Origin of the sequence: Enterobacter sp. Cy-643 (assembly GCF_011752815.1) — a bacterium.
Taxonomy (GTDB): Bacteria; Pseudomonadota; Gammaproteobacteria; order Enterobacterales; family Enterobacteriaceae; genus Cedecea.
This window is the reverse complement of sequence record NZ_VWWV01000003.1, coordinates 322886-346641: the sequence shown is the minus strand read 5'-3', so window position 1 is coordinate 346641 and position 23756 is coordinate 322886. Positions and strand designations below refer to the sequence as shown.

The 23756-nt window shown below is 55.6% G+C and carries 24 protein-coding genes; 6 read left to right on the top strand and 18 right to left on the bottom strand.

All coding sequences use genetic code 11. From position 1 onward, the window contains the following. Window position 1: 1 nt before the first annotated feature. Window positions 2-346: a gamma-glutamylcyclotransferase family protein gene (locus tag F3J29_RS14670; protein ID WP_008460443.1), complete on the top strand. Its 345-nt coding sequence runs from the start codon at window positions 2-4 to the stop codon at window positions 344-346. Between the two features lie 118 nt (window positions 347-464). On the opposite strand, the gene ppa is transcribed toward F3J29_RS14670, so the two are convergent. Further along, the gene (ppa, locus tag F3J29_RS14665; protein ID WP_008460444.1) at window positions 465-995 is read right to left on the bottom strand and encodes an inorganic diphosphatase; all 531 of its coding nucleotides are present in this window, start codon (window positions 993-995) and stop codon (window positions 465-467) included. A 283-nt stretch (window positions 996-1278) separates the two neighbouring features. On the opposite strand from ppa, the gene F3J29_RS14660 reads away from it, so the two are divergent. Then, window positions 1279-2832: a methyl-accepting chemotaxis protein gene (locus F3J29_RS14660; protein WP_166867138.1), complete on the top strand. Its 1554-nt coding sequence runs from the start codon at window positions 1279-1281 to the stop codon at window positions 2830-2832. A gap of 47 nt (window positions 2833-2879) precedes the next feature. Here F3J29_RS14660 and fbp read toward each other — a convergent pair whose 3' ends face one another. Continuing rightward, on the bottom strand, window positions 2880-3878 hold the full coding sequence (gene fbp, locus F3J29_RS14655) for a class 1 fructose-bisphosphatase (RefSeq protein ID WP_008460446.1): 999 nt from the start codon (window positions 3876-3878) through the stop codon (window positions 2880-2882). 175 nt (window positions 3879-4053) lie between these two features. Here fbp and mpl point away from each other — a divergent pair, with 175 nt between their 5' ends. Beyond that, entirely contained in the window at window positions 4054-5439 is a 1386-nt protein-coding gene (gene mpl, locus F3J29_RS14650; protein ID WP_166867137.1) for a UDP-N-acetylmuramate:L-alanyl-gamma-D-glutamyl-meso-diaminopimelate ligase, read from the top strand. Between the two features lie 51 nt (window positions 5440-5490). Here mpl and F3J29_RS14645 read toward each other — a convergent pair whose 3' ends face one another. The 11 genes from F3J29_RS14645 to F3J29_RS14595 form a co-directional block, all read right to left on the bottom strand. Then, complete coding sequence (locus F3J29_RS14645) at window positions 5491-5862, bottom strand: DUF805 domain-containing protein (RefSeq protein ID WP_166867135.1); 372 nt, start codon at window positions 5860-5862, stop codon at window positions 5491-5493. A 104-nt stretch (window positions 5863-5966) separates the two neighbouring features. Then, window positions 5967-6959: a glutathione S-transferase family protein gene (locus tag F3J29_RS14640; protein ID WP_166867132.1), complete on the bottom strand. Its 993-nt coding sequence runs from the start codon at window positions 6957-6959 to the stop codon at window positions 5967-5969. Window positions 6960-7032: 73 nt separating this feature from the next. Beyond that, window positions 7033-7425 carry a DoxX family protein gene (locus tag F3J29_RS14635; protein ID WP_038476076.1) on the bottom strand — a complete coding sequence of 131 codons (393 nt, stop codon included), beginning with the start codon at window positions 7423-7425 and terminating at the stop codon, window positions 7033-7035. A 247-nt stretch (window positions 7426-7672) separates the two neighbouring features. Beyond that, window positions 7673-7963 carry a YqjK-like family protein gene (locus F3J29_RS14630; protein ID WP_166867130.1) on the bottom strand — a complete coding sequence of 97 codons (291 nt, stop codon included), beginning with the start codon at window positions 7961-7963 and terminating at the stop codon, window positions 7673-7675. Next, entirely contained in the window at window positions 7960-8358 is a 399-nt protein-coding gene (locus F3J29_RS14625) for a phage holin family protein (RefSeq protein WP_085541454.1), read from the bottom strand. Before F3J29_RS14625 ends, F3J29_RS14630 begins: the two co-directional genes overlap by 4 nt. 1 nt (window position 8359) lies before the next feature. After that, window positions 8360-8665 (bottom strand): ElaB/YgaM/YqjD family protein, encoded by a 306-nt coding sequence (locus F3J29_RS14620; protein WP_166867128.1) that lies wholly within the window; start codon window positions 8663-8665, stop codon window positions 8360-8362. Between the two features lie 50 nt (window positions 8666-8715). Next, window positions 8716-9084: a DUF1090 domain-containing protein gene (locus F3J29_RS14615; RefSeq protein WP_166867126.1), complete on the bottom strand. Its 369-nt coding sequence runs from the start codon at window positions 9082-9084 to the stop codon at window positions 8716-8718. Window positions 9085-9258: 174 nt separating this feature from the next. Next, window positions 9259-9636 (bottom strand): EnvZ/OmpR regulon moderator MzrA, encoded by a 378-nt coding sequence (mzrA, locus tag F3J29_RS14610; protein WP_166867124.1) that lies wholly within the window; start codon window positions 9634-9636, stop codon window positions 9259-9261. A gap of 9 nt (window positions 9637-9645) precedes the next feature. Further along, the gene (yqjA, locus tag F3J29_RS14605; RefSeq protein ID WP_166867122.1) at window positions 9646-10308 is read right to left on the bottom strand and encodes a DedA family general envelope maintenance protein YqjA; all 663 of its coding nucleotides are present in this window, start codon (window positions 10306-10308) and stop codon (window positions 9646-9648) included. 320 nt (window positions 10309-10628) lie between these two features. Then, window positions 10629-11405, bottom strand: a complete 777-nt coding sequence (gene exuR, locus F3J29_RS14600; RefSeq protein ID WP_166867120.1) for a transcriptional regulator ExuR — start codon at window positions 11403-11405, stop codon at window positions 10629-10631. 110 nt (window positions 11406-11515) lie between these two features. Continuing rightward, window positions 11516-12817 (bottom strand): MFS transporter, encoded by a 1302-nt coding sequence (locus F3J29_RS14595; protein ID WP_166867119.1) that lies wholly within the window; start codon window positions 12815-12817, stop codon window positions 11516-11518. A gap of 376 nt (window positions 12818-13193) precedes the next feature. Between F3J29_RS14595 and uxaC the strand changes: the two genes are divergently transcribed. Continuing rightward, entirely contained in the window at window positions 13194-14606 is a 1413-nt protein-coding gene (gene uxaC / locus F3J29_RS14590) for a glucuronate isomerase (protein ID WP_166867117.1), read from the top strand. A 7-nt stretch (window positions 14607-14613) separates the two neighbouring features. Next, window positions 14614-16101: a UxaA family hydrolase gene (locus F3J29_RS14585; protein WP_166867115.1), complete on the top strand. Its 1488-nt coding sequence runs from the start codon at window positions 14614-14616 to the stop codon at window positions 16099-16101. 119 nt (window positions 16102-16220) lie between these two features. Here F3J29_RS14585 and sstT read toward each other — a convergent pair whose 3' ends face one another. The 4 genes from sstT to F3J29_RS14565 form a co-directional block, all read right to left on the bottom strand. Further along, the gene (gene sstT, locus F3J29_RS14580) at window positions 16221-17465 is read right to left on the bottom strand and encodes a serine/threonine transporter SstT (protein WP_166867113.1); all 1245 of its coding nucleotides are present in this window, start codon (window positions 17463-17465) and stop codon (window positions 16221-16223) included. A gap of 266 nt (window positions 17466-17731) precedes the next feature. Beyond that, complete coding sequence (locus F3J29_RS14575) at window positions 17732-18700, bottom strand: TerC family protein (RefSeq protein ID WP_166867112.1); 969 nt, start codon at window positions 18698-18700, stop codon at window positions 17732-17734. Window positions 18701-18943: 243 nt separating this feature from the next. Beyond that, complete coding sequence (locus F3J29_RS14570) at window positions 18944-19942, bottom strand: Gfo/Idh/MocA family protein (protein WP_166867110.1); 999 nt, start codon at window positions 19940-19942, stop codon at window positions 18944-18946. A 48-nt stretch (window positions 19943-19990) separates the two neighbouring features. Next, window positions 19991-20491, bottom strand: coding sequence for a M48 metallopeptidase family protein (locus tag F3J29_RS14565; RefSeq protein WP_166867108.1), 501 nt, complete (start codon window positions 20489-20491; stop codon window positions 19991-19993). Between the two features lie 84 nt (window positions 20492-20575). On the opposite strand from F3J29_RS14565, the gene rlmG reads away from it, so the two are divergent. Further along, on the top strand, window positions 20576-21712 hold the full coding sequence (rlmG, locus tag F3J29_RS14560) for a 23S rRNA (guanine(1835)-N(2))-methyltransferase RlmG (RefSeq protein ID WP_166867106.1): 1137 nt from the start codon (window positions 20576-20578) through the stop codon (window positions 21710-21712). Here the strand turns inward: rlmG and F3J29_RS14555 are convergent. Continuing rightward, window positions 21709-23727, bottom strand: a complete 2019-nt coding sequence (locus tag F3J29_RS14555) for an NADPH-dependent 2,4-dienoyl-CoA reductase (RefSeq protein ID WP_166867105.1) — start codon at window positions 23725-23727, stop codon at window positions 21709-21711. The genes rlmG and F3J29_RS14555 overlap by 4 nt on opposite strands. Between the last annotated feature and the right edge of the window lie 29 nt (window positions 23728-23756).

Here is a 23756-nt window from a genome sequence, read left to right as displayed (position 1 = left end):
AATGCGAATATTTGTTTACGGCAGTTTACGACGCAAACAAGGCAACAGCCACTGGATGACCAACGCCCAGTGGCTGGGCGACCACACGCAGGAAAACTACGTGTTGTATAGCCTTGGGCATTATCCAGGCGCCGTGCCGGGTGATGGCGTGGTTTCCGGCGAAGTTTACCGGATAGACGCCTCTACGCTTTCTGAGCTGGACGCGCTTCGCACCAAAGGGGGAGAGTACAGCCGTCAGCTGATTCAGACCCCTTACGGCGGTGCGTGGATGTATGTTTATCAGCGTCCTGTCGAGGGGTTAACCCGTATCGACAGCGGGAACTGGCTGGATCGAGAAAAGTATTAATCACACCTAAGCGGCCTCGCCAACACGTGGCCGTTTTTTGCCTGTCTGCCTGATGAGGTGGGCGGCAGAAACAAAAACACCGCCCTTGGGCGGTGTTTTTTCTTTCAGGCGGGCTAACTTACTTCTTAGCAGCGCGTTCGAAAGAAGCGATGATTTCAGCTTTAGCGGCTTCGGCGTTATCCCAGCCGTCAACTTTCACCCATTTGCCTTTCTCGAGATCTTTGTAGTGCTCGAAGAAGTGAGTGATCTGCGCTTTCAGCAGTTCTGGCAGATCGTTCACATCTTTGATGTGATCGTACTCTTTGCTCAGCTTGGTGTGCGGGACCGCAACCAGTTTTGCATCTTCGCCAGACTCGTCGGTCATTTTCAGCACGCCAACTGGACGGCAGCGAATCACGCTACCTGGCTCCAGCGGGTATGGCGTTGGGACCAGCACGTCAACCGGGTCACCGTCCAGAGACAGAGTGTGGTTGATGTAGCCGTAGTTGCACGGGTAGAACATCGCGGTAGACATGAAACGGTCAACAAACAGCGCGCCGCTCTCTTTGTCTACTTCGTATTTGATTGGATCGGCGTTAGCAGGGATTTCGATAACAACGTAGATGTCTTCCGGCAGATCTTTACCCGCAGGGACGTTGAGTAAGCTCATGTCTGTTTCCTTTAACCTGGTGTATTTCAAGTGCCCGATATTATAGCCAACTGCGGTTAAATGTCTTTTGCTGTTTTTTGACCGCGAATCTCCCGGCGGGTCAAATGCCCCGCTTCAGGCTACTCAAATCTTGAGTCATTTCATTGTCATAATTGAGCTAAACATCATGGCAACAAGCACTTAACGAACGTAAATAACGCAAATTGATTAAACATTTTCCGAAAATTGCCGATAACACGCTCACTACTTTATTCATGAGCCATCGTTAAACCGGGAATTAAGCATGTTGAGAAATTTGTCGATTCGCACGGGGCTGCTGACGCTGTTAGCGGTTATGACGTTCTTGCTGTTGGTTGTAAGCGGCATCGGCATTTATGCCCTGCAGCAAAGTTCCACTTCTCTTGAGCGCATCAACCGCCTGCAGGGTGAGCAAATGGTGCGTATTAGCGATGGCTATATTCTGCTGCTTCGCGCCAGAAACGAGGCAAGCCAGGCGGTACGCCAGATGGAAATTGGCATGCTGGACGACGCGACAAAAGCCACGCAGAAGATCGTGGGTGAAGTTGGGCTGGCGCAGAAAAACCTGAAGTCCGTCATCGACAGCGGCGTGAATGACGACCAGGGCAACGCTCTGCTTGCAGGCCTGGCGCAAAGCTTTGGCACCTATCAGACGCAGGGCATAACGCCGATGTTAGCTGCGCTGCAAAAGCAAAGCCCGGACGACTATTACGACCTGTTGGAAAAAAGCCTGATCCCGCTGGGGCTGAAGTTTGATACTGACGTGCAGGCTTTCCAGCGCTGGGGGGAAACGCGCGGAAACAGTGAAGTGGCTGCCGTTCAGCTGCACAAGACAATCGTTCTGGGCTTTATTATTCTTGCTGCACTGCTGACCGCTGCGATCATTGTGCTGGTCTGGCTGGCGCTGCGTCACCTGCTGCTGAAACCGTTGGATGAAGCCATTCATCAGCTGGAGTTTGTGGCGGATGGCGACCTGACTCAACCGCTCCCGCAAACGGGCAATAACGAATTTGGCCGCCTTGCCAGCGCGATTGTGGCGATGAGAACCTCGCTAGTGGAGTCGGTCAGCCGCGTGCGGGATGCCTCTTCCCAGATTGATACCGGCAGCCGTGAACTGGCGGCCGGCAACCTCAATCTTTCCCAGCGTACGGAGTCCACGGCGACCTCGCTGGAGGAAACGGCGGCCAGCATGGAACAAATTACCGCGACGGTGAAGCAAAACGCCGATAACGCCGAGCAGGCGCACAAGCTGGCGAAAGTCGTCTCCGATACGGCCGACCGCGGCAGCGAAATGGTTTGCTACGTGATTGAAAAAATGCGTGATATTTCCGGCAGCGCAGGGCGTATCGCTGACATTCTGAGCGTCATCGACGGTATCGCTTTCCAGACCAATATTCTGGCGCTCAACGCTTCGGTGGAAGCCGCCCGCGCGGGTGAGCAAGGCCGTGGTTTCGCCGTGGTAGCCGGTGAAGTTCGTACCCTGGCAAGCCGCAGCGCTGAGGCGGCAAAAGAGATCCGTACCTTGATTTCCGATTCGCAAACGCACGTGGGTGAGGGTAGCGATCTGGCGCAGCAGGCCGGGGAAACCATGGACGAAATCGCCGAAGAAATTATGCGCATGACCAAACTGGTGCGTGAGATTGCCAACGCGTCCAACGAGCAGAGCCACGGTATTGAGCAGGTGAATATTGCGGTAAGCCAGATGGATGAGGCGGCACAGCAGAACGCGGCTTTAGTTGAGCAGTCCACTGCGGCAACGCATTCGCTTGAAGAGCAGTCGCAGCAGCTTGTCGCGGCGATGGCTTCCTTCCGCTATTAATCTCGTCACGCCTCTCCCATAAAGGAGAGGCGTATCACGTCGGGAAATCAGGCGTCCGGGTATTCGCGAATAAAGCGCTCTACGTCATCGACCATGTGTTTCGTGCCGACGAAGAACGGGCGGCGCTGGTGCAGCGTGGTTGGGATGATATCCAGAATTCTCTCTTTCCCGTCGCTGGCTTTCCCGCCGGCCTGTTCCGCGAGGAACGCCATCGGGTTGCCCTCATACAGTAAACGCAGTTTCCCTTCCGGGTGGCTGGCGGTGCTTGGGTAAAGATAAATCCCGCCTTTCAGCAGGTTGCGGTGGAAGTCCGCCACCAGTGAACCGATGTAGCGCGAGGTGTACGGGCGCTTGCTGGCGGCATCTTCTTCCTGGCAGAACTTGATGTACTTCTTCACGCCGGTCGGGAATTTAATGTAGTTGCCTTCGTTGATGGAGTAAGTGTTGCCTCTCTCCGGGAAGCGCATACGTTCCTGGCTCAGGCAGAATACGCCGAGAGAAGGATCGTAGGTGAAGGCGTGTACGCCGCAGCCGGTGGTGTAAACCAGCATCGTTGATGAGCCATAAACCACGTAACCGGCGGCAACCTGCTGATTACCCGGCTGGAGAAAGTCCTCCTCGGTGACCGGCGTGCCGACTGGCGTAATGCGGCGATAAATAGAGAAAATGGTGCCAACGGAGACGTTGACATCAATGTTAGAAGATCCGTCAAGCGGGTCCATCAGCACGACATATTTTGCCTGCTCGGCGCCTTCAAAGACCACGATCTCGTCTTCTTCTTCGGAGGCGATACCGGCCACAATGCCGCGTGCTTTTAACGCTGCCTTCAGTTTTTCATTCGCGAACAGGTCGAGTTTTTGCTGCTCCTCGCCCTGCACGTTCTCGGCACCGCTCGCCCCCAGGATATCGACCAGACCGGCCTTATTGATATCGCGGTGGATGATTTTAGCGCCCAGCTTTATTGCCGACAGTAAAGCCGTGAGCTCACCGGTAGCATGGGAAAACTCATGCTGCTTTTCGACAATAAATTCACCTAACGTTTTCATAACACTTTCCCTGCATCATTATGTTGGATAAAGCGATCGCAACAATCTTAACAAATTTTCAAATTGTCGCGCACAGGTGAATCGCGCCAGCAAGATAAGGAATATCCTGAAATGCGTTTCGCCTCCGCAGTCATGCGGTTAGAATGTGCGCCAAACAAAGAAAGGATAGTTTCGTATGCGCATTCATATTCTAGGGATCTGTGGCACCTTTATGGGCGGCCTGGCGATGCTGGCTCGCTCTTTAGGGCATGAAGTGACGGGCTCGGACGCCAATGTTTACCCGCCGATGAGTACGTTGCTCGAAGAGCAGGGGATCTCGTTAATCGAAGGTTATGACGCCAGCCAGCTCGACCCACATCCGGATCTGGTGATCATCGGTAACGCGATGACGCGCGGAAACCCGTGCGTGGAAGCCGTTCTGGAGCAGGGCATTCCGTATATGTCAGGCCCGCAATGGCTGCATGACTTTGTGCTGCGTGATCGCTGGGTAATTGCTGTGGCGGGTACGCACGGGAAAACTACCACCGCCGGTATGGCGACCTGGATCCTTGAAGCCTGTGGCTATAAGCCTGGCTTTGTCATCGGCGGCGTACCGGGCAACTTTGACGTGTCTGCGCGCCTGGGCGATAGCGCCTTCTTCGTCATTGAAGCCGATGAATACGACTGCGCCTTCTTCGACAAACGCTCCAAATTTGTCCATTACTGCCCGCGGACGCTGATCCTCAATAACCTCGAGTTCGATCACGCGGATATCTTTGACGATCTGAAAGCAATCCAGAAGCAGTTCCATCACCTGGTTCGCATCGTTCCGGGCCAGGGAAAAATTATCTGGCCGGAAAACGATATCAATCTGAAGCAAACCCTGGCGATGGGCTGCTGGAGCGAGCAGGAGCTGGTGGGCGATCAGGGCCACTGGCAGGCGAAGAAGCTGACGACCGATGCTTCACAGTGGGACGTTTACCTGGACGGCGAATGCGTGGGCACCGTGAACTGGCAGCTGGTCGGCGAACACAACATGCATAACGGACTGATGGCAATTGCCGCCGCCCGCCACGTTGGTGTTACTCCGGCTGACGCAGCCCAGGCGCTGGGGAGCTTTGTGAACGCCCGTCGCCGTCTTGAACTGCGCGGTGAGGCACATGGCGTCACGGTTTATGATGACTTCGCGCATCATCCGACGGCGATTCTGGCCACGCTTGCTGCTTTACGCGGGAAAGTGGGCGGCACAGCTCGCATTCTGGCCGTGCTGGAGCCTCGCTCTAACACCATGAAAATGGGCGTATGCAAAGACGATCTGGCACCTTCTCTGGGGCGCGCGGACGAAGTGTTCCTGCTTCAGCCGCAGCATATTCCGTGGCAGGTGGCAGAAGTGGCCGAAGCCTGCGTGCAGCCGGCCCACTGGAGTGCAGACGTGGATACGCTCGCAGAGATGGTCGTGAAAACGGCCCAGCCGGGAGACCATATTCTGGTCATGAGCAATGGCGGTTTCGGCGGTATTCATCAAAAACTGTTGGATGGTCTGGCGAAGAAAGCTGAACAGCAGAGCGAACAAGCGTTTTAAGCGCAGAGCCTGATGAGAAAAAGGGCGTGCCTTACGGTACGCCCTTTTTGTTTAGTAGAGCTCAGGGGCTTTAGGATCTGGCCCGAAGCGGTTGGTTGCCGGCGTACCGTCCTGGCAGTTGAATGCCAGAATAATCAGCCAGCCGACAATCGGGATTAACAGCAGCAACAGCCACCAGGCTGAGCGGTCGGTGTCGTGCAGGCGACGAAACTGGACTGCCCAAAGCGGCAGGAAAACCAGAACGGTATAAATCGTGGTGAGTGCCCCTTCATCCTTGGCGATATGCAGCCCAAGCATTTTATCCAGCACGCTCAACACGCCCGCCAGGATGAAGTTCACCAGATGAAACAGCCAGTACTCTTTGCGGCGAGCACGCCCGCCAAACCCAATATAATTTCTTAATACTTTGAAATACCAATCCATTTAAGGCCTGCCTTGATTATCCGACAATCACCTGAACGGTAAGCGATCGATTCAAGAATAGTCGTGAATGCATAGGCCGTAAATCATTGTTGTGCTGAATATTCTTAACTCTTCCTAAACCGCTTATCTCGCCCGTGCGGTTCGTCTAAATCCTGTGCAGGGCCGATGGAAATAATGCCGGTTGGGTTGATAGTTTTGTGGCTGCAATAATAGTGGGTGCGGATATGCGGAAAACTCACCGTTTCGCGGACGCCGGGTAACTGATAGATATCGCGCAGGAAGCCGTAAAGATTTGGGTAGTCGCTGATGCGGTATTTATCGCACTTAAAGTGGGTGACATACACCGGATCAAAACGAACCAGCGTCGTCCACAGGCGAATGTCTGCCTCGGTTAGCTGCGGGCCGGTTAAGTAGCGATGCTGACCCAGAATTTGCTCCAGACGCGCCAGAGAGACAAAGACTTTTTCAACGGCTTCATCGTAGGCTTCCTGAGAAGTGGCAAAGCCCGCTTTGTACACGCCATTGTTCACCGTGTCATAAATCCAGCCGTTTAGCTCATCAATCGCACCTTTTAGCTCGTCGGGATAGTAGTTTCCAGCTCGTGCCCCGAGAGCATCAAAGGCCGTGTTAAACATCCGAATGATTTCTGCGGATTCGTTACTGACGATCGTCTGGTTTTTCTTATCCCAAAGTACGGGCACCGTCACGCGGCCCGTGTAATGAGGATCGGCCTGCAGGTAAAGCTGGTAGAGGAACTCATGGTGGTAAAGCGTGTCGCCGGTTGCCTCCGGAAAATCCTCCGCGAACGTCCAGCCGTTTTGCAGCATCAGCGGGTTAACGACGGAAACGGAGATGAAGGGCTCGAGGCCTTTTAGTTTACGCACGATGAGCGTCCGGTGCGCCCAGGGGCAGGCGAGAGACACATACAGATGATAGCGATCTTTCTCTGCGGCGAACCCGGCTTCGCCGGAGGGGCCCGCTGCGCCGTCAGCAGTCAGCCAGTTGCGGAAGGCGGATTCAGAGCGTTTAAAGCGGCCGCCGGTCGATTTGGTGTCGTACCAGACGTCATGCCAGACGCCGTCGATGAGTTGTCCCATTTTTTCTCCTCCTCAATAGCAAAAAAGCGAAGACGGTGTCTTCGCTTTCTCGGTGTTCATCAGTATAGAACGCTTACCATTTTTTATTCAGGACGCGGTCAAGGCTGATTGCGCCCGGGCCGAAGACTGCCAGCAACAGGTAGCCACCTGCGATGGTGAAGTTTTTCATGAACATAATAGAGTTCACGCCTTCAGCAAAGTTGCTGTGGAACAGGAACGCGGTCAGCACGGTAAACAGCGCAGTGATCAGCGCGGTTGTACGGGTCAGGAAGCCGAACAGAATGGCCAGACCGCCGCCGAACTCAAGCAGAATGGTCAGCGGCAGCAGCGCACCCGGCACGCCCATGGCTTCCATGTACTGCTGTGTGCCTGCATAACCGGTAATTTTGCCCCAGCCAGCGGTAATAAACAGGATTGGCATCAGAATACGAGCAACCAGTACGCCAACATCTTCTAATTTTTTCATTTTTCTCTCCAGCGGTTCTTTTTCCGGCGTTTTCGGCCAGGGCTTAAAAGGTGCGCAAACTCCAGTGGTTACCGATGTTTGCTGTCGATGGGGAGGATAATAGACGGGGTGAAAAAGGATTGTTAGCAAGGAAAACTGTCTAAGTTCTTCAAATATCCTGAGGAAACTAAGTCAGGAAAGTAAAAATACGCGGTATTGAAGAGCAAGGGGCAGAAATAAAAACACCGCCAGAAGCGGTGTTTTAAGTTTAGCGCGAAGGCGTGTTAAGCGTGTTACGAATCAGCCGCCAGGTGCTCCAGGCGCCAAATCCTCGTTTGGCCCAGCGCATGAACTTACCGGGGTGCTTCACCGTCCAGATTGCCAGCACGCTGCTGGCGATCATCGCGTAGCTCCGCAGGCTGACTAAGGTGTGCCAGCCGCGATCGTAGGGGCCGGTGACCTGCAGCCAGTCGCGTTTTGCGGCGCTGAGATCGAGCCGCTGCTGCTGAACCTGGCTGAGCAGATAAGCTTTACGTTTATCACGGTCTGCATCGCTCATCGCTTATCCTCTTCCAGCAGGGCCCTGTCGTTTTCCAGCTCTCGCCGGGTGTGGCGCAGCAGGGTTGATTGACGGGACTTCCGCAGCGTCCAGATACCGCCGATCAACGCCAGCGATAGCAGGACGACGGTGGTAGCAATCATGGCGTTAAGACGATACTGCGGATCAACGGCCCAGATAACCAGCACCATCAGGCTCATTAGGCCAAAGGCGGCGAACAGCATGGTCAGACCCAGCATCAGCAGCAGCTGGACGATGTGTGCTTTTTCCTCTTCCAGCTCGACGACGGCAAGACGCACGCGCGTTTCGACCATGCCGACCAGAATCGTCACCAGCCGCTGGCCAACGCCGAGCACGCTTTTGCCCGGCCCCTGGCTTTGGTGAGAATCCGCCATCTTAGCGACGAGCCAGCAGCACACCCAGCACGACGCCGACTGCCGCACCAATGCCTACGCCGGTCCACGGGTTCTCGCGAACATAATCATCCGCTTTGGTGGCCGCCTCACGGGTTTGTTTGGCGATGGCTTCGCTGGTTTCGCCCAGGCGATCCCGGCTCTCTTTTAGCGTTTTTTCCGCTTTGGCTCGCAGTTTGTCCAGTTCAGTTTTTGACTTGTCCGTGGACGCACTCAGGACTTCTTCAAGCGTGTCTGCCAGGGATTTCAACTCAGCGCGTAAATGTTCTGACGTAGTATCTTTTGACATAATTCTCTCCGAGTGTTTGAGATGGATCCTTAAAGTCTGCGACTACACAATCAGTAATCACGCTTCTCTAAAGCTTTGAGGCTATCTTCTGCTTCCGCAAGTTTCTTCTCGCGTTTGGTAATTTTGTCCGGGTCACCCTTCTGGCGGGCTTCGATGAGATCGGCTTTGCGCTCTTCGATTTCCGCTTTTTGTTTGGCTATCTTCTTTTGGTGCTCCGCACGCAGGCTGCTGTCGCTGCAGTTGGCGCGCACTTCACTCAGGGCCTTTTTCAGACCATCAATACGGTGCTGATTATTATGTTTTTCCGCATAGCCAATCTCGCGTTGAATATCCTGCTCTTTCTCGCTGCACAAGGTATTTGCCTGTGCGGCAGAGGTTAGCGTGAGTAAAGCAAGAGCCAGTACGGTGCGGTAATTCATGGTTAAACCTTCCATTGTAAGACGAATCATAAAAGTATCAGACGATCATACTCCATGCGTCGTTCCAGAGTGCCGAAAAAGCGCAGATAAAGAGTGGTAAAAACAGCTAAAGCATAGTCATGAATCTGCTAAAAACCCAGAAGATGATAGCAAATTCAGACTGAGAGAAGGGGATCAGCCGAGGTGGTTGTGGTCAGGACGCAGAATAGAGAGCCAGGCAAGCGCGTCTTTATCACCGTCCTGCTGGGCAATGACATACCCCTGGGGCAGCGTGCGGTTGAGCACTTCTTTTGCCGCCTCGCTCTGCGCGCTGGAATCAAACGTGACCAGTAGTGTGTTATTGAGCGGCGTAATGCTTTTAAAGCGGATACCGTTAGCATCCAGGTGGTGCCAGACATAGAAGCCGTCGGGAATACTCCCGCCCTGCCGCGAGGCACGAATTTCGAGGGTAGAATCTTTATTCTGCATGCCGGACCACACCATCAGCGACGCAATCGCCAGGGCTCCAACAAGCAGCGCCGCCTTCAGGCGGCGTGTGAACGCTAATTTCATCGAATCCCTCTAACTGCTTTGGCCACGTTTTTTACGCCAAAGCACGATTAACGAACCGACCAGACCGATGACCAGAAGCACCACCGGGATCAGCATCAGGCATGACATCAAGGCGTCTTCGTACTTCAGGAAGACAGGGGTTTTGCCCAGCAGATAACCCAGGGTGGTCAGAATCAATATCCACAGCAGGCCACTCATCCAGTTGAAGAACTGAAAACGTGCGCTACTAAGACCTGATAATCCGGCAATAGTTGGCAGGAGGGTACGAACAAAAGCAATAAAGCGGCCAATGAGCAGCGCAGAGAGCCCGTGCTTATGGAAAAGCTGATGTGAGCGCTGGTGATAATGGGCCGGCAGGTGCGACAGCCAGTTTTGGACGATGCGGGTATTACCCAGCCAGCGCCCCTGGAAATAGCCCAGCCAGCTGCCAAGGCTCGCGGCAATGGTCAACAGCGCCAGCGTTTCCGGGAAACCCATCGCCCCTTTGGCGATCAGAACCCCAACCAATACCAGTAAGCTGTCGCCGGGTAAGAACGCAGCCGGAAGTATGCCGTTCTCAAGAAAAATAATCATGAACAGCACAAAATAGAGCATGCCAATCATCGACGGATTGGCTAGCGTTTCAAAATCCTGGCTCCAGAGAGCGGAAAGCAGTTGAGTCAGTAGTTCCATTCAGGGTTCCTGGCACTTCGTTTAGGCCGCCGGTGTAAACGGATGAGCAGAATGCAGCATGGTTTTTATATTTATTTGCTGGCTACAACCCACCGCTCGTGCAGCCGGAACGGACTAACATCACGTGAAACGACTGCGGGAAGGGGCTTAACCCACACAGGCGGTGAAATTGCATCTAATTGTAACAAAACTGCGCGTTATACGTCACAGTATTTGCAGTTCGTTGAGCAATGATTTTGCTTACTGGGGGAGAGGCTGGCGAGGGTATTTACAAACGCTGACACTATTTATGGTTTGCTTACCCTCGGGTAGAAAAATGACTATTTTTGACCGTTTGCGGCTGTATCAAGGTGAATGACCGGGTTTTCTGCAAAGAAATAGCGGTCGGCATTGAATTCAAAATCATCGCTGGTGGCGTTAAACAGCATTTGACGGGTGTTTTCCAGATGCTGCCACATCGCCAGTTTTGCAGCATGTGGATCTTTACGAATCAGGGCTTTAAGAATCCGATCGTGATCATCACACCAGTTATCTACCGGGCGCATATCGATGTGTTCGTGCAGTTTCTTCCAGTACGGGTTGTAGATGCGGTGACTCCACATTTTTTCGACGATGGTCGCCAGCGCGCCGTTTTGCGTAGCCAGTGCGACCTGAACGTGAAACTGCAGATCCCACTCAGAATCACGGTAAGTTTGCTCTTTTCGCGCTTTTTCCTGGATCTCCATCAGTTTCACAATATCTTGCTTGGTGACCTGGGTGGCGGCGAACTCCGCGATATTACTTTCAATAAGCTGCCTCGCCTGCAGCAACTCGAAAGGCCCATAATTGGCAAACTCAAAACGCTCATCCGGCACCGTCATGTATTTGGCCTGGTTAGACATGACGTGAATACCTGAGCCCTTGCGAACCTCAACGTAGCCTTCCACTTCCAGCATGATGATTGCTTCGCGAACGACGGTACGGCTGACGTTTTTCTCTTCGGCGATAAACCGTTCCGCAGGCAGTTTTTCCCCAACCTGATAAACACCGGTTTCAATGCGTTGTTTTAATTCGGCGGCAAGCTGCTGATAAAGGCGGCGGGGTTCTACGGCATCCATAAGTTGCTCCGGGAGAAGGCGGTATGTGAATAAATTTGTTATACCACTTTTCCCGGTGACGCTCTAGCAACCAACGTGAGAATTACCGCCCGAAGGCGGCGGTTTTTAAATCAAGACTGTGTCACGGCATTCGGAGCAGGAGCAACGACCGCGAGTTCGCTGGCAGACTGGTTTTTCAGCACCGTCCAGATAACAATCGCGCCGAGAAGATCGAACACGGCAAGCGCCGCGAAAAGCGGACTGAAGCCCATTGTATCGGCCAGGGCACCGACGACCAGGGCAAACAAGGTGCTGGCGGTCCAGGCTGCCATGCCCGTCAGGCCGTTCGCCGTGGCGACTTCGTTTCGGCCGAAAACGTCGGACGACAGGGTGATCAACGCCCCGGACAGCGCCTGATGAGCAAATCCACCCACGCAGAGCAAAGCAATGGCCACGTAAGGGCTGGTAAACAGGCCTATCGTGCCTGGCCCAATCATCAGTATGGCCCCCATTGTGACCACCAGTTTGCGTGAAACAATCAGGTTAACGCCAAACCAGCGCTGGAACAGCGGCGGTAAATAGCCCCCAAGAATGCAGCCAAAGTCGGCAAACAGCATTGGCATCCACGCGAACATCGCGATTTCTTTCAGGTTGAAGCCGTAGGCTTTAAACATGAACAGCGGGATCCAGGCATTGAAGGTGCCCCACGCGGGCTCAGCCAGGAATCGCGGCAGGGCGATGCCCCAGAACTGGCGGTTGCGCAGGATTTTCCACGCCGACATCTTTTGGGCGTTATCTGTCTGGTGCTGGGCTTCCTGGCCGCTGATGATGTACTCACGCTCTTCGCTGGTGAGTTTTTTCTGGTCGCGCGGGTTTTTGTAGAACCACAGCCAGATCATGGCCCAGATAAAGCTCAGTGCGCCGGTTATCATAAACGCCATCTGCCAGCTGTGCATCACAATGGCCCAGACCACCAGCGGCGGCGCGATCATTGCCCCGATGGACGACCCCACGTTGAAATAGCCCACCGCAATAGAACGTTCTTTGGCGGGAAACCATTCGCTGCTGGCTTTTAATCCTGCTGGAATCATCGCTGCTTCGGCGGCACCGACTGCGCCACGGGCAAGTGCGAGGCCGCCCCAGCTGCCCGCCAGCGCGGTTGCTCCACAGAAAATAGCCCAGGCGACGGCGAACACGGCGTAGCCGACTTTGGTGCCCAGCACGTCAAGCAGGTAGCCCGCGACAGGCTGCATAACGGTATAACAGGCCGAATAGGCGGCGATGATCCACGAGTATTGCTGCGTGGTGATATTCAGTTCGCTCATCAGCGTGGGCGCCGCAACGGCCACTGTGTTACGGGTCAGATAGCCCAGCACGGTGCCCAGCGTCACCAGCGCTATCATGTACCAGCGTAAACCTTTTATTTTTCGCATTTCTAACTCCATCCCGTCTTTATTGTGAACGTTGTTCCCGATAAATCGGCTTCCGCTCCTGCTTTTGTCACCCATGATCCGCGGCAAGCGTTGCCCGGCAAGAGGTACTGCGACGGTTCGAACGATAACTTGTCATACATCTTTATAAGTTGAGTGATATCACAAAAGCATTTTCGCGTAATGTGGGGCTATACCTTGCTCTCAGGTCAGTATCGACGCGGGATTTGGTCCGTTTTATGCACATGAGGACGGAGTTTATGTGTCTGTTTTGTGACCATTGACGCAAAAATGTGGTCGTTGCTTAAAAATTGGTGTGATAACTTTGTGCCATCACGATGCGAATAATTAGCCCCGTTATCTGCAGAGGAAATCTCCTATGGCACCCTTTATGACTGACGACTTTCTTCTTGATACTGAATTTTCCCGCCGTCTGTACCATGACTACGCGAAATCACAGCCCATTTTTGACTATCACTGCCATCTGCCGCCGCAGCAAATAGCCGACAACTATCGCTTTAAAAATCTGTATGACATCTGGCTGAAAGGCGATCACTACAAGTGGCGGGCGATGCGGACTAACGGCGTGGCCGAGCGACTGTGTACCGGCGACGCCAGCGACCGCGAAAAGTTTGATGCCTGGGCTGCCACCGTGCCGCATACCCTCGGCAATCCGCTTTACCACTGGACGCACCTGGAACTGCGCCGCCCGTTTGGTATCACCGGCAAGTTACTTTCGCCGGTAACGGCGGAAGACATCTGGCAGCAGTGTAATGCCCTGCTGGAGGAAGATGCGTTCACTGCCCGCGGCATCATGCAGCAGATGAACGTGAAAATGGTCGGCACCACTGACGATCCGGTGGATTCTCTGACGCACCACGCCGCCGTGGCTAAAGACGGCAGTTTCGATATCAAAGTTCTGCCGAGCTGGCGGCCCGACAAAGCCTTTAATATCGAGCAGGCGACCTTTACAGACTACATATCGACGCTGGCCGCCGTGTCCGATACCGATATTCGCCGCTTTAGCGACCTCCAGGCGGCGCTAAGCAAAAGACTTGACCATTTTGCTGCCCACGGCTGCAAGGTGGCCGATCACGCGCTGGATGTGGTGGTCTTTGCCGAAGCGGATGAAACCACGCTGGATGCCATTCTTGCCCGTCGCCTGGCCGGCGGCGCGGTTAACGACACCGAAGTTGCGCAGTTTAAAACGGCGGTGCTGGCCTGGCTTGGCACGGAATACGCCCGTCGCGGCTGGGTGCAGCAGTACCACATCGGCGCGCTGCGCAACAACAACCAGCGGCAGTTCCGCCTGCTGGGCCCGGATGTAGGCTTTGATTCGATAAACGATCGCCCGCTGGCCGAGCCGTTGTCGAAGTTACTGAGCAAGCAAAATGAAGACAATCTGCTGCCGAAAACCATTCTCTACTGCCTCAATCCTCGGGATAACGAGGTGATTGGCACGATGGTCGGCAACTTCCAGGGCGAAGGGATGCCAGGCAAAATGCAGTTTGGATCCGGCTGGTGGTTTAACGATCAGAAAGACGGCATGGAGCGGCAGATGACCCAGCTTGCCCAGCTTGGGCTGCTGAGCCGCTTCGTCGGTATGCTAACCGACAGCCGCAGCTTCCTCTCCTACACCCGCCACGAATACTTCCGCCGTATTCTGTGCCGCATGCTTGGGCACTGGGTTCAGGCGGGGGAAGTGCCTGAAGATCTGCCGCTGCTGGGGGAAATGGTGAAAAACATCTGCTTCAACAACGCCCGCGACTATTTCGCCATTGAGCTGAACTGAGGCCGGGATGCAATATATCAGGATCCATACGCTGGATAATGTAGCTGTCGCGCTGGTGGACCTGCCGGAAGGCGAAGAGGTCGGTACTCAGCTGGGCACTTTCAGGCTACGCCAGCCGATCGCGCGCGGCCACAAGTTTGCGCTCCAGCCGATTGCCGAAGGGGCAAACGTGGTGAAGTATGGCTTGCCTATTGGCCATGCGCTTTGCAACGTTGCCGCCGGGGAACATCTTCATTCCCATAACCTGCGCACCAACCTTAATGACGTCGATGAATACCGCTATCAGCCGGAAGCCGTGCCGGTAGCGAAGCCTTTTGGCGACCGGGAAGTAAACATCTATCGCCGCAGCAACGGTGCGGTCGGCGTGCGCAATGAGCTATGGATCCTGCCGACCGTCGGCTGCGTGAACGGCATTGCCCGGCAGATGCTGAGCCGATTCCTGCAGGAAACCAATAACGCTCCGGATATCGACGGTGCCTGGCTGTTCAGCCACCCGTTTGGCTGCTCCCAGCTGGGAGACGACCATCTCAACACCCGCACCATGCTGCAAAACATGGTGCATCACCCAAACGCGGGCGCGGTGCTGGTGGTCGGGCTGGGCTGCGAGAACAACCAGATCAGCGCGTTCCGCGAAACTCTGGGTGAATACGACCCAGAACGTGTCCATTTCATGGCACTTCAGCAGCAGGACGATGAGGTTGAAGCCGGGCTGCAGCACCTGCGTGCTTTGTATGAGGCCATGCGCCACGACAGGCGCGAACCGGGCAAACTGAGCGAGCTGAAATTCGGGCTGGAATGCGGCGGTTCTGACGGCCTGTCCGGCATTACTGCGAACCCGATGCTGGGCAGGTTCTCGGACTATATAGTGGCAAACGGCGGCACCACGGTACTGACGGAAGTCCCGGAAATGTTCGGCGCGGAACGGCTGTTGATGAGCCATTGCCGGGACGAAGCCACGTTTGAGAAAACCGTGGCGATGGTTAACGACTTCAAACGCTACTTCATTGCACACCAGCAGCCCATCTACGAGAATCCGTCGCCGGGGAATAAAGCGGGCGGGATCACCACGCTTGAGGAGAAATCCCTCGGCTGTACGCAAAAAGCCGGTGAAAGCCAGGTGGTCGATGTCCTTCGCTATGGCGAAAGGCTAAAACAGGCCGGCCTGAATCTGCTGAGTGCGCCTGGCAACGATGCGGTGGCCACCAGCGCGCTGGCGGGGGCGGGGTGTCATATGGTGCTGTTCAGCACCGGGCGAGGGACGCCCTATGGCGGTTTTGTGCCGACGCTAAAAATCGCCACTAACAGCGAACTGGCCGCGAAAAAACCGCACTGGATAGACTTTGACGCGGGAAGGCTGCTGCATGGCAGCACGATGCCCGAGCTGCTGGCGCAGTTTATTGAGACGATAGTGGAGAAAGTGAACGGCGCGCCAACCTGCAACGAGAAAAATGATTTTCGCGAACTGGCGCTGTTTAAAAGTGGCGTCACGCTATGACTTCCCGGCCCTCTCTCCAAAGGGGCGAGGGAGAAAACAAGCTGTGGGAGACAGGATTTATTCCCTCTCCCTTTTAGGGAGAGGGTTAGGGAGAGGGTAAAAAGCTGGAAGTGTCGGGATTAGCCGCGTAACAAATCGGTCTTCGCCAGACGAGCATCTTCTGCCTGGCAAACGGCGGCAGTAAAGATAACGTCGGTAGACGAGTTCAACGCGGTTTCGCAGGAATCCTGCAATACGCCGATGATAAAACCGACCGCCACCACCTGCATGGCAATCTCGTTCGGTATGCCGAACATGCCGCAGGCCAGCGGGATCAGCAGCAGCGAACCGCCCGCCACGCCGGAAGCCCCGCAGGCGCAAAGTGAAGCCACCACGCTCAGCAGCAGTGCGGTCGGTAGATCCACAGGTACACCCAGGGTATGAACGGCCGCCAGCGTCAGCACCGTAATGGTGATAGCTGCCCCGGCCATGTTGATCGTTGCCCCCAGCGGAATCGACACCGAATAAGTATCGCGATCCAGGTTCATCTTCTGGCACATGCTCATGTTGACCGGAATATTCGCCGCAGAGCTACGGGTAAAGAACGCGGTCACCCCGCTTTCGCGCAGGCAGGCCAGCACCAGCGGATACGGGTTACGGCGAGTGGTTATAAACACCAGCAGCGGGTTGATGATCAGCGCCACGCCGAACATACAGCCCAGCAGTACCAGCAGGAGCTGGGCGTAACTCCAGAGCGTGGAAAAACCGGTGGTGGCGAGCGTAGAAGCCACCAGACCAAAGATACCGATAGGGGCGAAGCGGATCACCACCTTCACGATAAACGTCACCGCGTCAGACAGGTCGTTCACCAGGTTTTTGGTCGTTTCGTTTCCGTGGCGCAGCGCAAAGCCGAGGCCTACCGCCCACACCAGAATACCGATGTAGTTAGCGTTCAGCAGGGCGTGTATCGGGTTGGCAATCACGCTCATCAGTAAACCGTGAACCACCTCGACGATCCCGGATGGCGGCGTAATGTCCGTAGCGCTGCTGGTCAGGTGCAGCGTGGAAGGGAACATAAAGCTAACGACGACCGCAGTCAGCGCGGCGGAAAAAGTTCCCAGTAAATAAAGCACCAGGATAGGGCGAATATTGGTTTTTTGGCCGTGCTGGTGGTTAGCAATGGAGGCCATCACCAGCGTGAGCACCAGTACCGGCGCCACGGCTTTCAGCGCGCCAACGAACAGCGTGCCGAGCAGGCCGGTTGCGATAGCGGCAGGTTTTGAGACCAGCGCGAGCAGAATGCCCAGTACCAGACCAACAAGAATTTGTTTTACAAGGCTGCCGCGGGCAAAGCGCTGCAGTAGTCCAGAAGCTTGCGAACTCATGAATACCTTCCTGTGTTTCAGTGATGTCGTGCTGTGCCGCGTGCGTAGTGCGCTACGTCTGTGCGGTTGTAAGAAAATGTGTTTGCCGGGTGAGTATATGCCAACGCGTGGAGGGAAAAAGCATTTCAAGCTGGAATTGCGCTCAGTGTTAGATTTTGCAACTAATTATTAACATGCGCGTCACATATTCGGCAGTTTGACGCGATAGCGGATTGCCAGAATGAAAAAGGGGCATTACGCCCCTTAAATTGTGATGAGAAGCTGGTCTATTTGACCGACGTCTTTTGGTCGTTACGGTGGTTCACCCAGGCGTTAATAATCAGCGTTCCCGCCAGAATCCCGCCCACCACGCCCAGCGAAACGGCGACAGGGATATGGTAGAAATCAACGATCAGCATCTTGATACCGATAAACACCAGGATCACCGACAGGCCATACTTAAGCATCGAGAAGCGCTCTGCCACGCCCGCCAACAGGAAGTACATGGCGCGCAGGCCGAGAATCGCGAACAGGTTAGAGGTCAGCACGATAAACGGGTCGGTGGTGACCGCGAAGATCGCCGGAATACTGTCGACCGCGAAAATCACGTCGCTCAGCTCGACCAGGATCAGCACCAGCAGCAGCGGCGTTGCATACAGCAGGCCGTTCTGACGCACGAAGAAGTGCTCGTTCTCAATCTTGTCCGTCATGCGCAGATGGCCGCGCAGCCAGCGAACCAGCGGCTTATCGCCGATGCCGGTATCGTCCTCTTTTGCCAGCGCCATTTTCACACCGGTGAAGAGCAGGAAAGCGCCGAACACGTAAAGCAGCCACTCGAACTGGGTAATCAGCCAGCTGCCGCCGAAGATCATGATGGTCCTGAGAATGATTGCGCCCAGTACGCCGTAGACCAGCACACGCCGCTGCAGCGCAGCAGGCACGGCAAAGTAGCTGAACAGCATCAGCCAGACGAAGACGTTATCCACCGCCAGCGCTTTTTCAATCAGGTAGCCGGTGAGGAAAGCCAGCGCCTGAGCATCGGCGACTTCGCGGCCAGCGGTGCCGCTGAGGTACCACCAGAAAGCGAGGTTAAACAGCAGGGAAAGTGAAACCCAAACCAGCGACCAGATGGCCGCCTGTTTCATTGACATGGTTTGCGAGCCACGGCGGCCCTGAACCAGCAGATCGATCGCCAGCATGATGGCGACCACGACGGCGAAGCTGCCCCAGAGCAGCGGAGTACCGACAGTATGCATAATAAGATTCCTTGAAAACAAAAACGGCCAACATCAGAAGACGCCAGCCGCTTTCGCTTGCAACAGGGATCTCGCCTTCCGGCAAGGTCTCACTTACGACGTTTTCACGTCGCCCGGCAACCGGATGCTTGCGCATCGTAATGACGATTAACCGGCAATGAAGTTACTCCCCTTTGCAGGTAACAAAATATGACAAGCCATGGCTTTGGTCAATATTTGATACCCACTTTTATATGAAATACTTTACGTCGTAGCCTGCTGGCCCACATCGTCCGCCGGGAATTTTACCCCGGTCTGGCGGCGAATCTCGGTCGCCAGCGCGGAGGTGATGCGCGATGTCACCAGCCCGGCGTGATCGACCTCATTCTCTTCCACCAGACGCGCGAACGTCTCCGCTTCGTACAGCATGGTGTTGATATGCTGCGGCAGGCTCAGATCCTGCGGTTTGCCGCCGCGTGGGATAAACGTCACCCGCTGGCATTCAGAGATTTTTTCGACAACCAGCGATCCGGCTTCGCCCTGAATTTCGCTTGGGATCGTCGAGTCGCTCACTTTGGAATGCAGCAGGGTAACGTCAAAATCACCGTAGTTCAGCTGAACGGTGCCGTGCGCGTCTACGCCGCTGTCCAACAGGGAAGCCGTGGCGTGAACGGAGTGCGGCTCGCCCCACAATGCCGCCGCCGAGGCCAGCACGTAGAAACCGATGTCCATAATCGAGCCGTTAGAAAACGCCGGGTTAAAGGTATTCGGGTTTTCGCCGTCCAGGTAGCGCTGATAGCGGGAAGAGTACTGGCAGTAGTTGAGCAGCACCTTGCGGATTTTTCCCACCTTCGGCAGCGCCTGCTGCAGGGCAATAAAGTTCGGCAGGCTGGCGGTTTTAAACGCCTCGAACAGCACCACCTGATTTTCGCGGGCACAGGCGATAGCCGCTTCAGCTTCGGCCAGATTAGACGCCAGCGGCTTCTCGCAAATGACGTGTTTTTTGTGGCTCAGGAACAGCAGGCTCTGCGGGCCGTGCAGCGAGTTCGGGCTGGCGATATACACCGCGTCGATAACATCACTCTTCGCCAGCTCATCCAGCGAAGTAAACAGATGTTCGACCGGGTAATCGTTGGCGAAGCTTTGCGCCTGTTCGAGGCTGCGGGAGTACACCGCAGTCAGCTTATATTTGCCGCTCTCATGGGCGGCATCCACGAACTGGCGGGTGATCCAGTTGGTTCCAATCACAGCGAAACGTATCATAAACGGGTGCGTTCTCCGGAAGTCGATAGTCAATAAATCGGGGCTTTATCAAGCCGTGCCGCTAAGCGCCAGCTGGGTGAGCCAAAGTCGTGTATCGAATTCTAACTGGTGATACTGCGGTTCCATATGACAGCACAAGGAGTAAAACGCTTTGTTGTGATCCTTCTCCTTAAGATGCGCCAGCTCGTGAACCACAATCATGCGTAAAAAAGCTTCAGGGGCGGTGCGAAACACTGTCGCCACGCGAATTTCCGCCTTAGCTTTTAATTTGTTGCCCTGCACGCGGGAAATTGCGGTATGCAGCCCCAGCGCGTTGTTCAGCACGTGGATCTTATTGTCATAAGCGACTTTATTTATCGGGGGCGCATTGCGCAGAAACTGGTTTTTCAGCTCCTGAGTGTAAGCATAAAGCGCTTTATCCGTCGCGATGTTGTGCCCCTGCGGGTAGCGCTTTTCCAGCACCGCGCCCAGGCGCTGCTCGCGAATCAGGGTGCGCACCTGCGAGAGCAAATGCTCCGGATAGCCGCTTAAATAAATCAGTTCGCTCATGCTTGTCTCAGGTTGAAGGAAAAAAAGGTATACTCTCGCCCCCGCTATGGGGATATCACCAAACTTTACCATCCAGGAGGGCCGATGAGCCAATTAGACAACGGTTTTCGTTCACTGACGCTGAAGCGTTTTCCGGAAACGGACGACGTAAACCCGCTGCAGGCGTGGGAAGCGGCAGATGACTACCTGTTGCAGCAGGTAGACGAACTTGAGCCAGTCGGCCCCGTTCTTGTTTTTAACGATACCTTCGGTGCGCTGGCCTGCGTGCTGGCCGAGCATAAGCCATACAGCATTGGCGACTCGTACTTAAGCGAGCTGGCCACGCGGGAAAACCTGCGCGAGAACGACATCCCGGAAAACAGCGTCACCTTCCTCGACAGCACCGCGGCTTACCCGCAGGCGCCGGGACTGGTGCTGATTAAAATTCCTAAAACGCTGGCCCTGCTTGAGCAGCAGCTGCGTGCGCTGCGTAAAGTCGTGACGCCGGAAACCCGCATCATTGCGGGTGCAAAAGCGCGGGATATTCACAACTCGACGCTGGAGCTGTTTGAAAAGATTTTAGGGCCAACCACCACCACGCTGGCGTGGAAAAAAGCGCGTCTGATTAACCCGACTTTCACTCAGCCGGAGCTGGCAGATGTGCCGGAAACGCTGAGCTGGAAGCTGGAAGGTACCGACTGGACGATTCACAACCACGCCAACGTCTTCTCCCGCACCGGGCTGGACATCGGCGCGCGTTTCTTCCTTGAAAGTTTGCCGTCGGATCTGGAAGGCGAGATTGTCGATCTCGGCTGCGGTAACGGCGTGATTGGCCTGACCCTGCTGGAGAAAAATCCGCTGGCGCAGGTGGTGTTTGTGGATGAATCGCCGATGGCGGTGGCCTCCGCGCGCCTTAACGTTGAAACCAACCTGCCGGGCGATATCGACCGCTGCGAATTTATGATTAACAACGCGCTGTCCGGCGTGGAGCCTTTCCGCTTTAACGCCGTATTGTGCAACCCGCCGTTCCACCAGCAGCATGCCCTGACGGATCAGATCGCGTGGGAAATGTTCCACCACGCTCGCCGCTGCCTGAAAATCAACGGCGAGCTGTACATTGTGGCCAACCGCCACCTCGACTACTTCCGCAAGCTGAAGAAGATCTTCGGCAACTGCACCACGGTGGCAACGAACAACAAGTTCGTGGTGCTGAAAGCGGTGAAGTTAGGCCGTCGCCGCTAAATCTCCAGCGCTAAACGGGTGCCCTGCGCAATTGCGCGCCGGGCATCCAGCTCCATTGCCACATCGGCCCCGCCAATTAAATGCACGGTTTTACCCATAGTCTGTAATGGTTCGGCCAGTTCGCGGCGTGGGTTCTGCCCGGCACAAATAATCACGTTATCCACTTCCAGCAGCTGCGGCTCCCCGCCCACGGTAATGTGCAGCCCGGCATCGTCAATACGCTCGTAGCTCACGCCAGCCATCATTTTCACGCCTCGCGCGGCAAGCGTAGTGCGGTGGATCCAACCCGTCGTTTTGCCCAGGCCTTCCCCCGGTTTGCTGGTTTTACGCTGCAGCAGGAAGATACTGCGCGGGCTTTTGTGCAGATGTGGCCCTTCCGGGCGCAGGCCGCCTGACGTTTGCAGGCTGGTATCAATCCCCCATTCCACGCAGAACTCGGCGATGCTCTGGCTGGTGGATGCCCCTTCCTGGCTCAGGTACATCGAAGTATCAAACCCAATGCCGCCCGCGCCAATCACCGCCACGCGTTTGCCCACAGGGGCTTTGTCGCGCAGCACATCGACATAGCTCAGCACCTTCGGATGCCCGATGCCGTCAATCTCCGGCAGGCGCGGCGCAATCCCGCAGGCCAGAATAACCTCGTCGTAGTCGTGCAGCATCTCAGAGGTAACGTACTGATTCAGGCGAACGTCCACGCCGGTGAGGGCCAGTTTTCGGCGGTAGTAGCGCAGCGTTTCGAAAAACTCCTCTTTGCCAGGGATCTGTTTGGCGATATTAAACTGCCCGCCGATCTCCGCCGCAGCGTCAAACAGCGTGACGCAATGGCCGCGCCCGGCGGCGTTGACCGCAAAGGCCAGTCCGGCGGGGCCAGCGCCTACCACCGCAAGGCGCTTTGGCTGCTCAGCGGGTACAACCGGCATTTTGGTTTCATGGCAGGCGCGCGGGTTGACGAGGCAAGAGGTGACTTTACCCACGAAGATCTGATCCAGACAGGCCTGGTTACAGCCGATGCAGGTATTGATTTCATCGGCGCGATTCGCAGCGGCCTTAGAAACAAACTCGGCGTCAGCCAGGAAAGGGCGCGCCATCGACACCATATCCGCATCGCCGTCGGCCAGGATCTGCTCGGCGGTTTCCGGGGTGTTGATTCGGTTGGTGGTCACCAGCGGCAGCGCGACGTGGCCTTTCAGTTTTTTGGTGACCCAGCTAAACGCGCCGCGCGGCACGGAGGTCGCGATGGTAGGAATACGGGCTTCGTGCCAGCCGATGCCGGTATTAATCAGCGTCGCACCCGCTTTTTCTATCGCTTTGGCAAGGGTGACGGCCTGCTCAAAGTTGCCGCCGCCTTCGACGAGGTCGAGCAGCGACAGGCGGTAAATAATAATAAATTCTTTGCCAACGCGTTCTCTTACGGTACGCACAACTTCAACGGCAAAACGCATTCTGCGCTCGTAGTCCCCGCCCCATTCGTCGTCGCGCTGGTTGGTGCGGGCGGCCAAAAACTGGTTAATCAGGTAGCCTTCCGAGCCCATGATCTCCACGCCGTCATACCCGGCTTCACGCGCCAGGCTGGCGCAGTGGGCAAAGTCCTCAATCAGCGCTAACACTTCTTCGTGGCTCAGCTCGTGGGGTTTAAACGGGTTGATCGGCGCCTGAATGGCCGACGGAGCGACCAGCTTAGGCTGGTAGCTGTAGCGCCCGGTGTGCAGGATCTGCAGGGCAATCTTGCCGCCTTCGCGGTGCACCGCCCCGGTCACAATCTGGTGATGCGCCAGCTGGCTTTTGTCGTTCAGCACCGCGCCGTGGGCAACGGTCACGCCGGAGGCCGAAGGGGCGATCCCGCCGGTGACAATCAGCGCCACGCCGTGCCGGGCGCGCTCGGCATAGAAAGCGGCAAGGCGTTCAGCGCCGTCCGGCAGCTCCTCCAGCCCGGTGTGCATCGAGCCCATCAGCACGCGGTTTTTCAAAGTGGTGAAGCCAAGATCCAGCGGGGCAAGCAGCGACGAGTAGCTCATAATAAATCCCAATTTGTAACATTATTGTT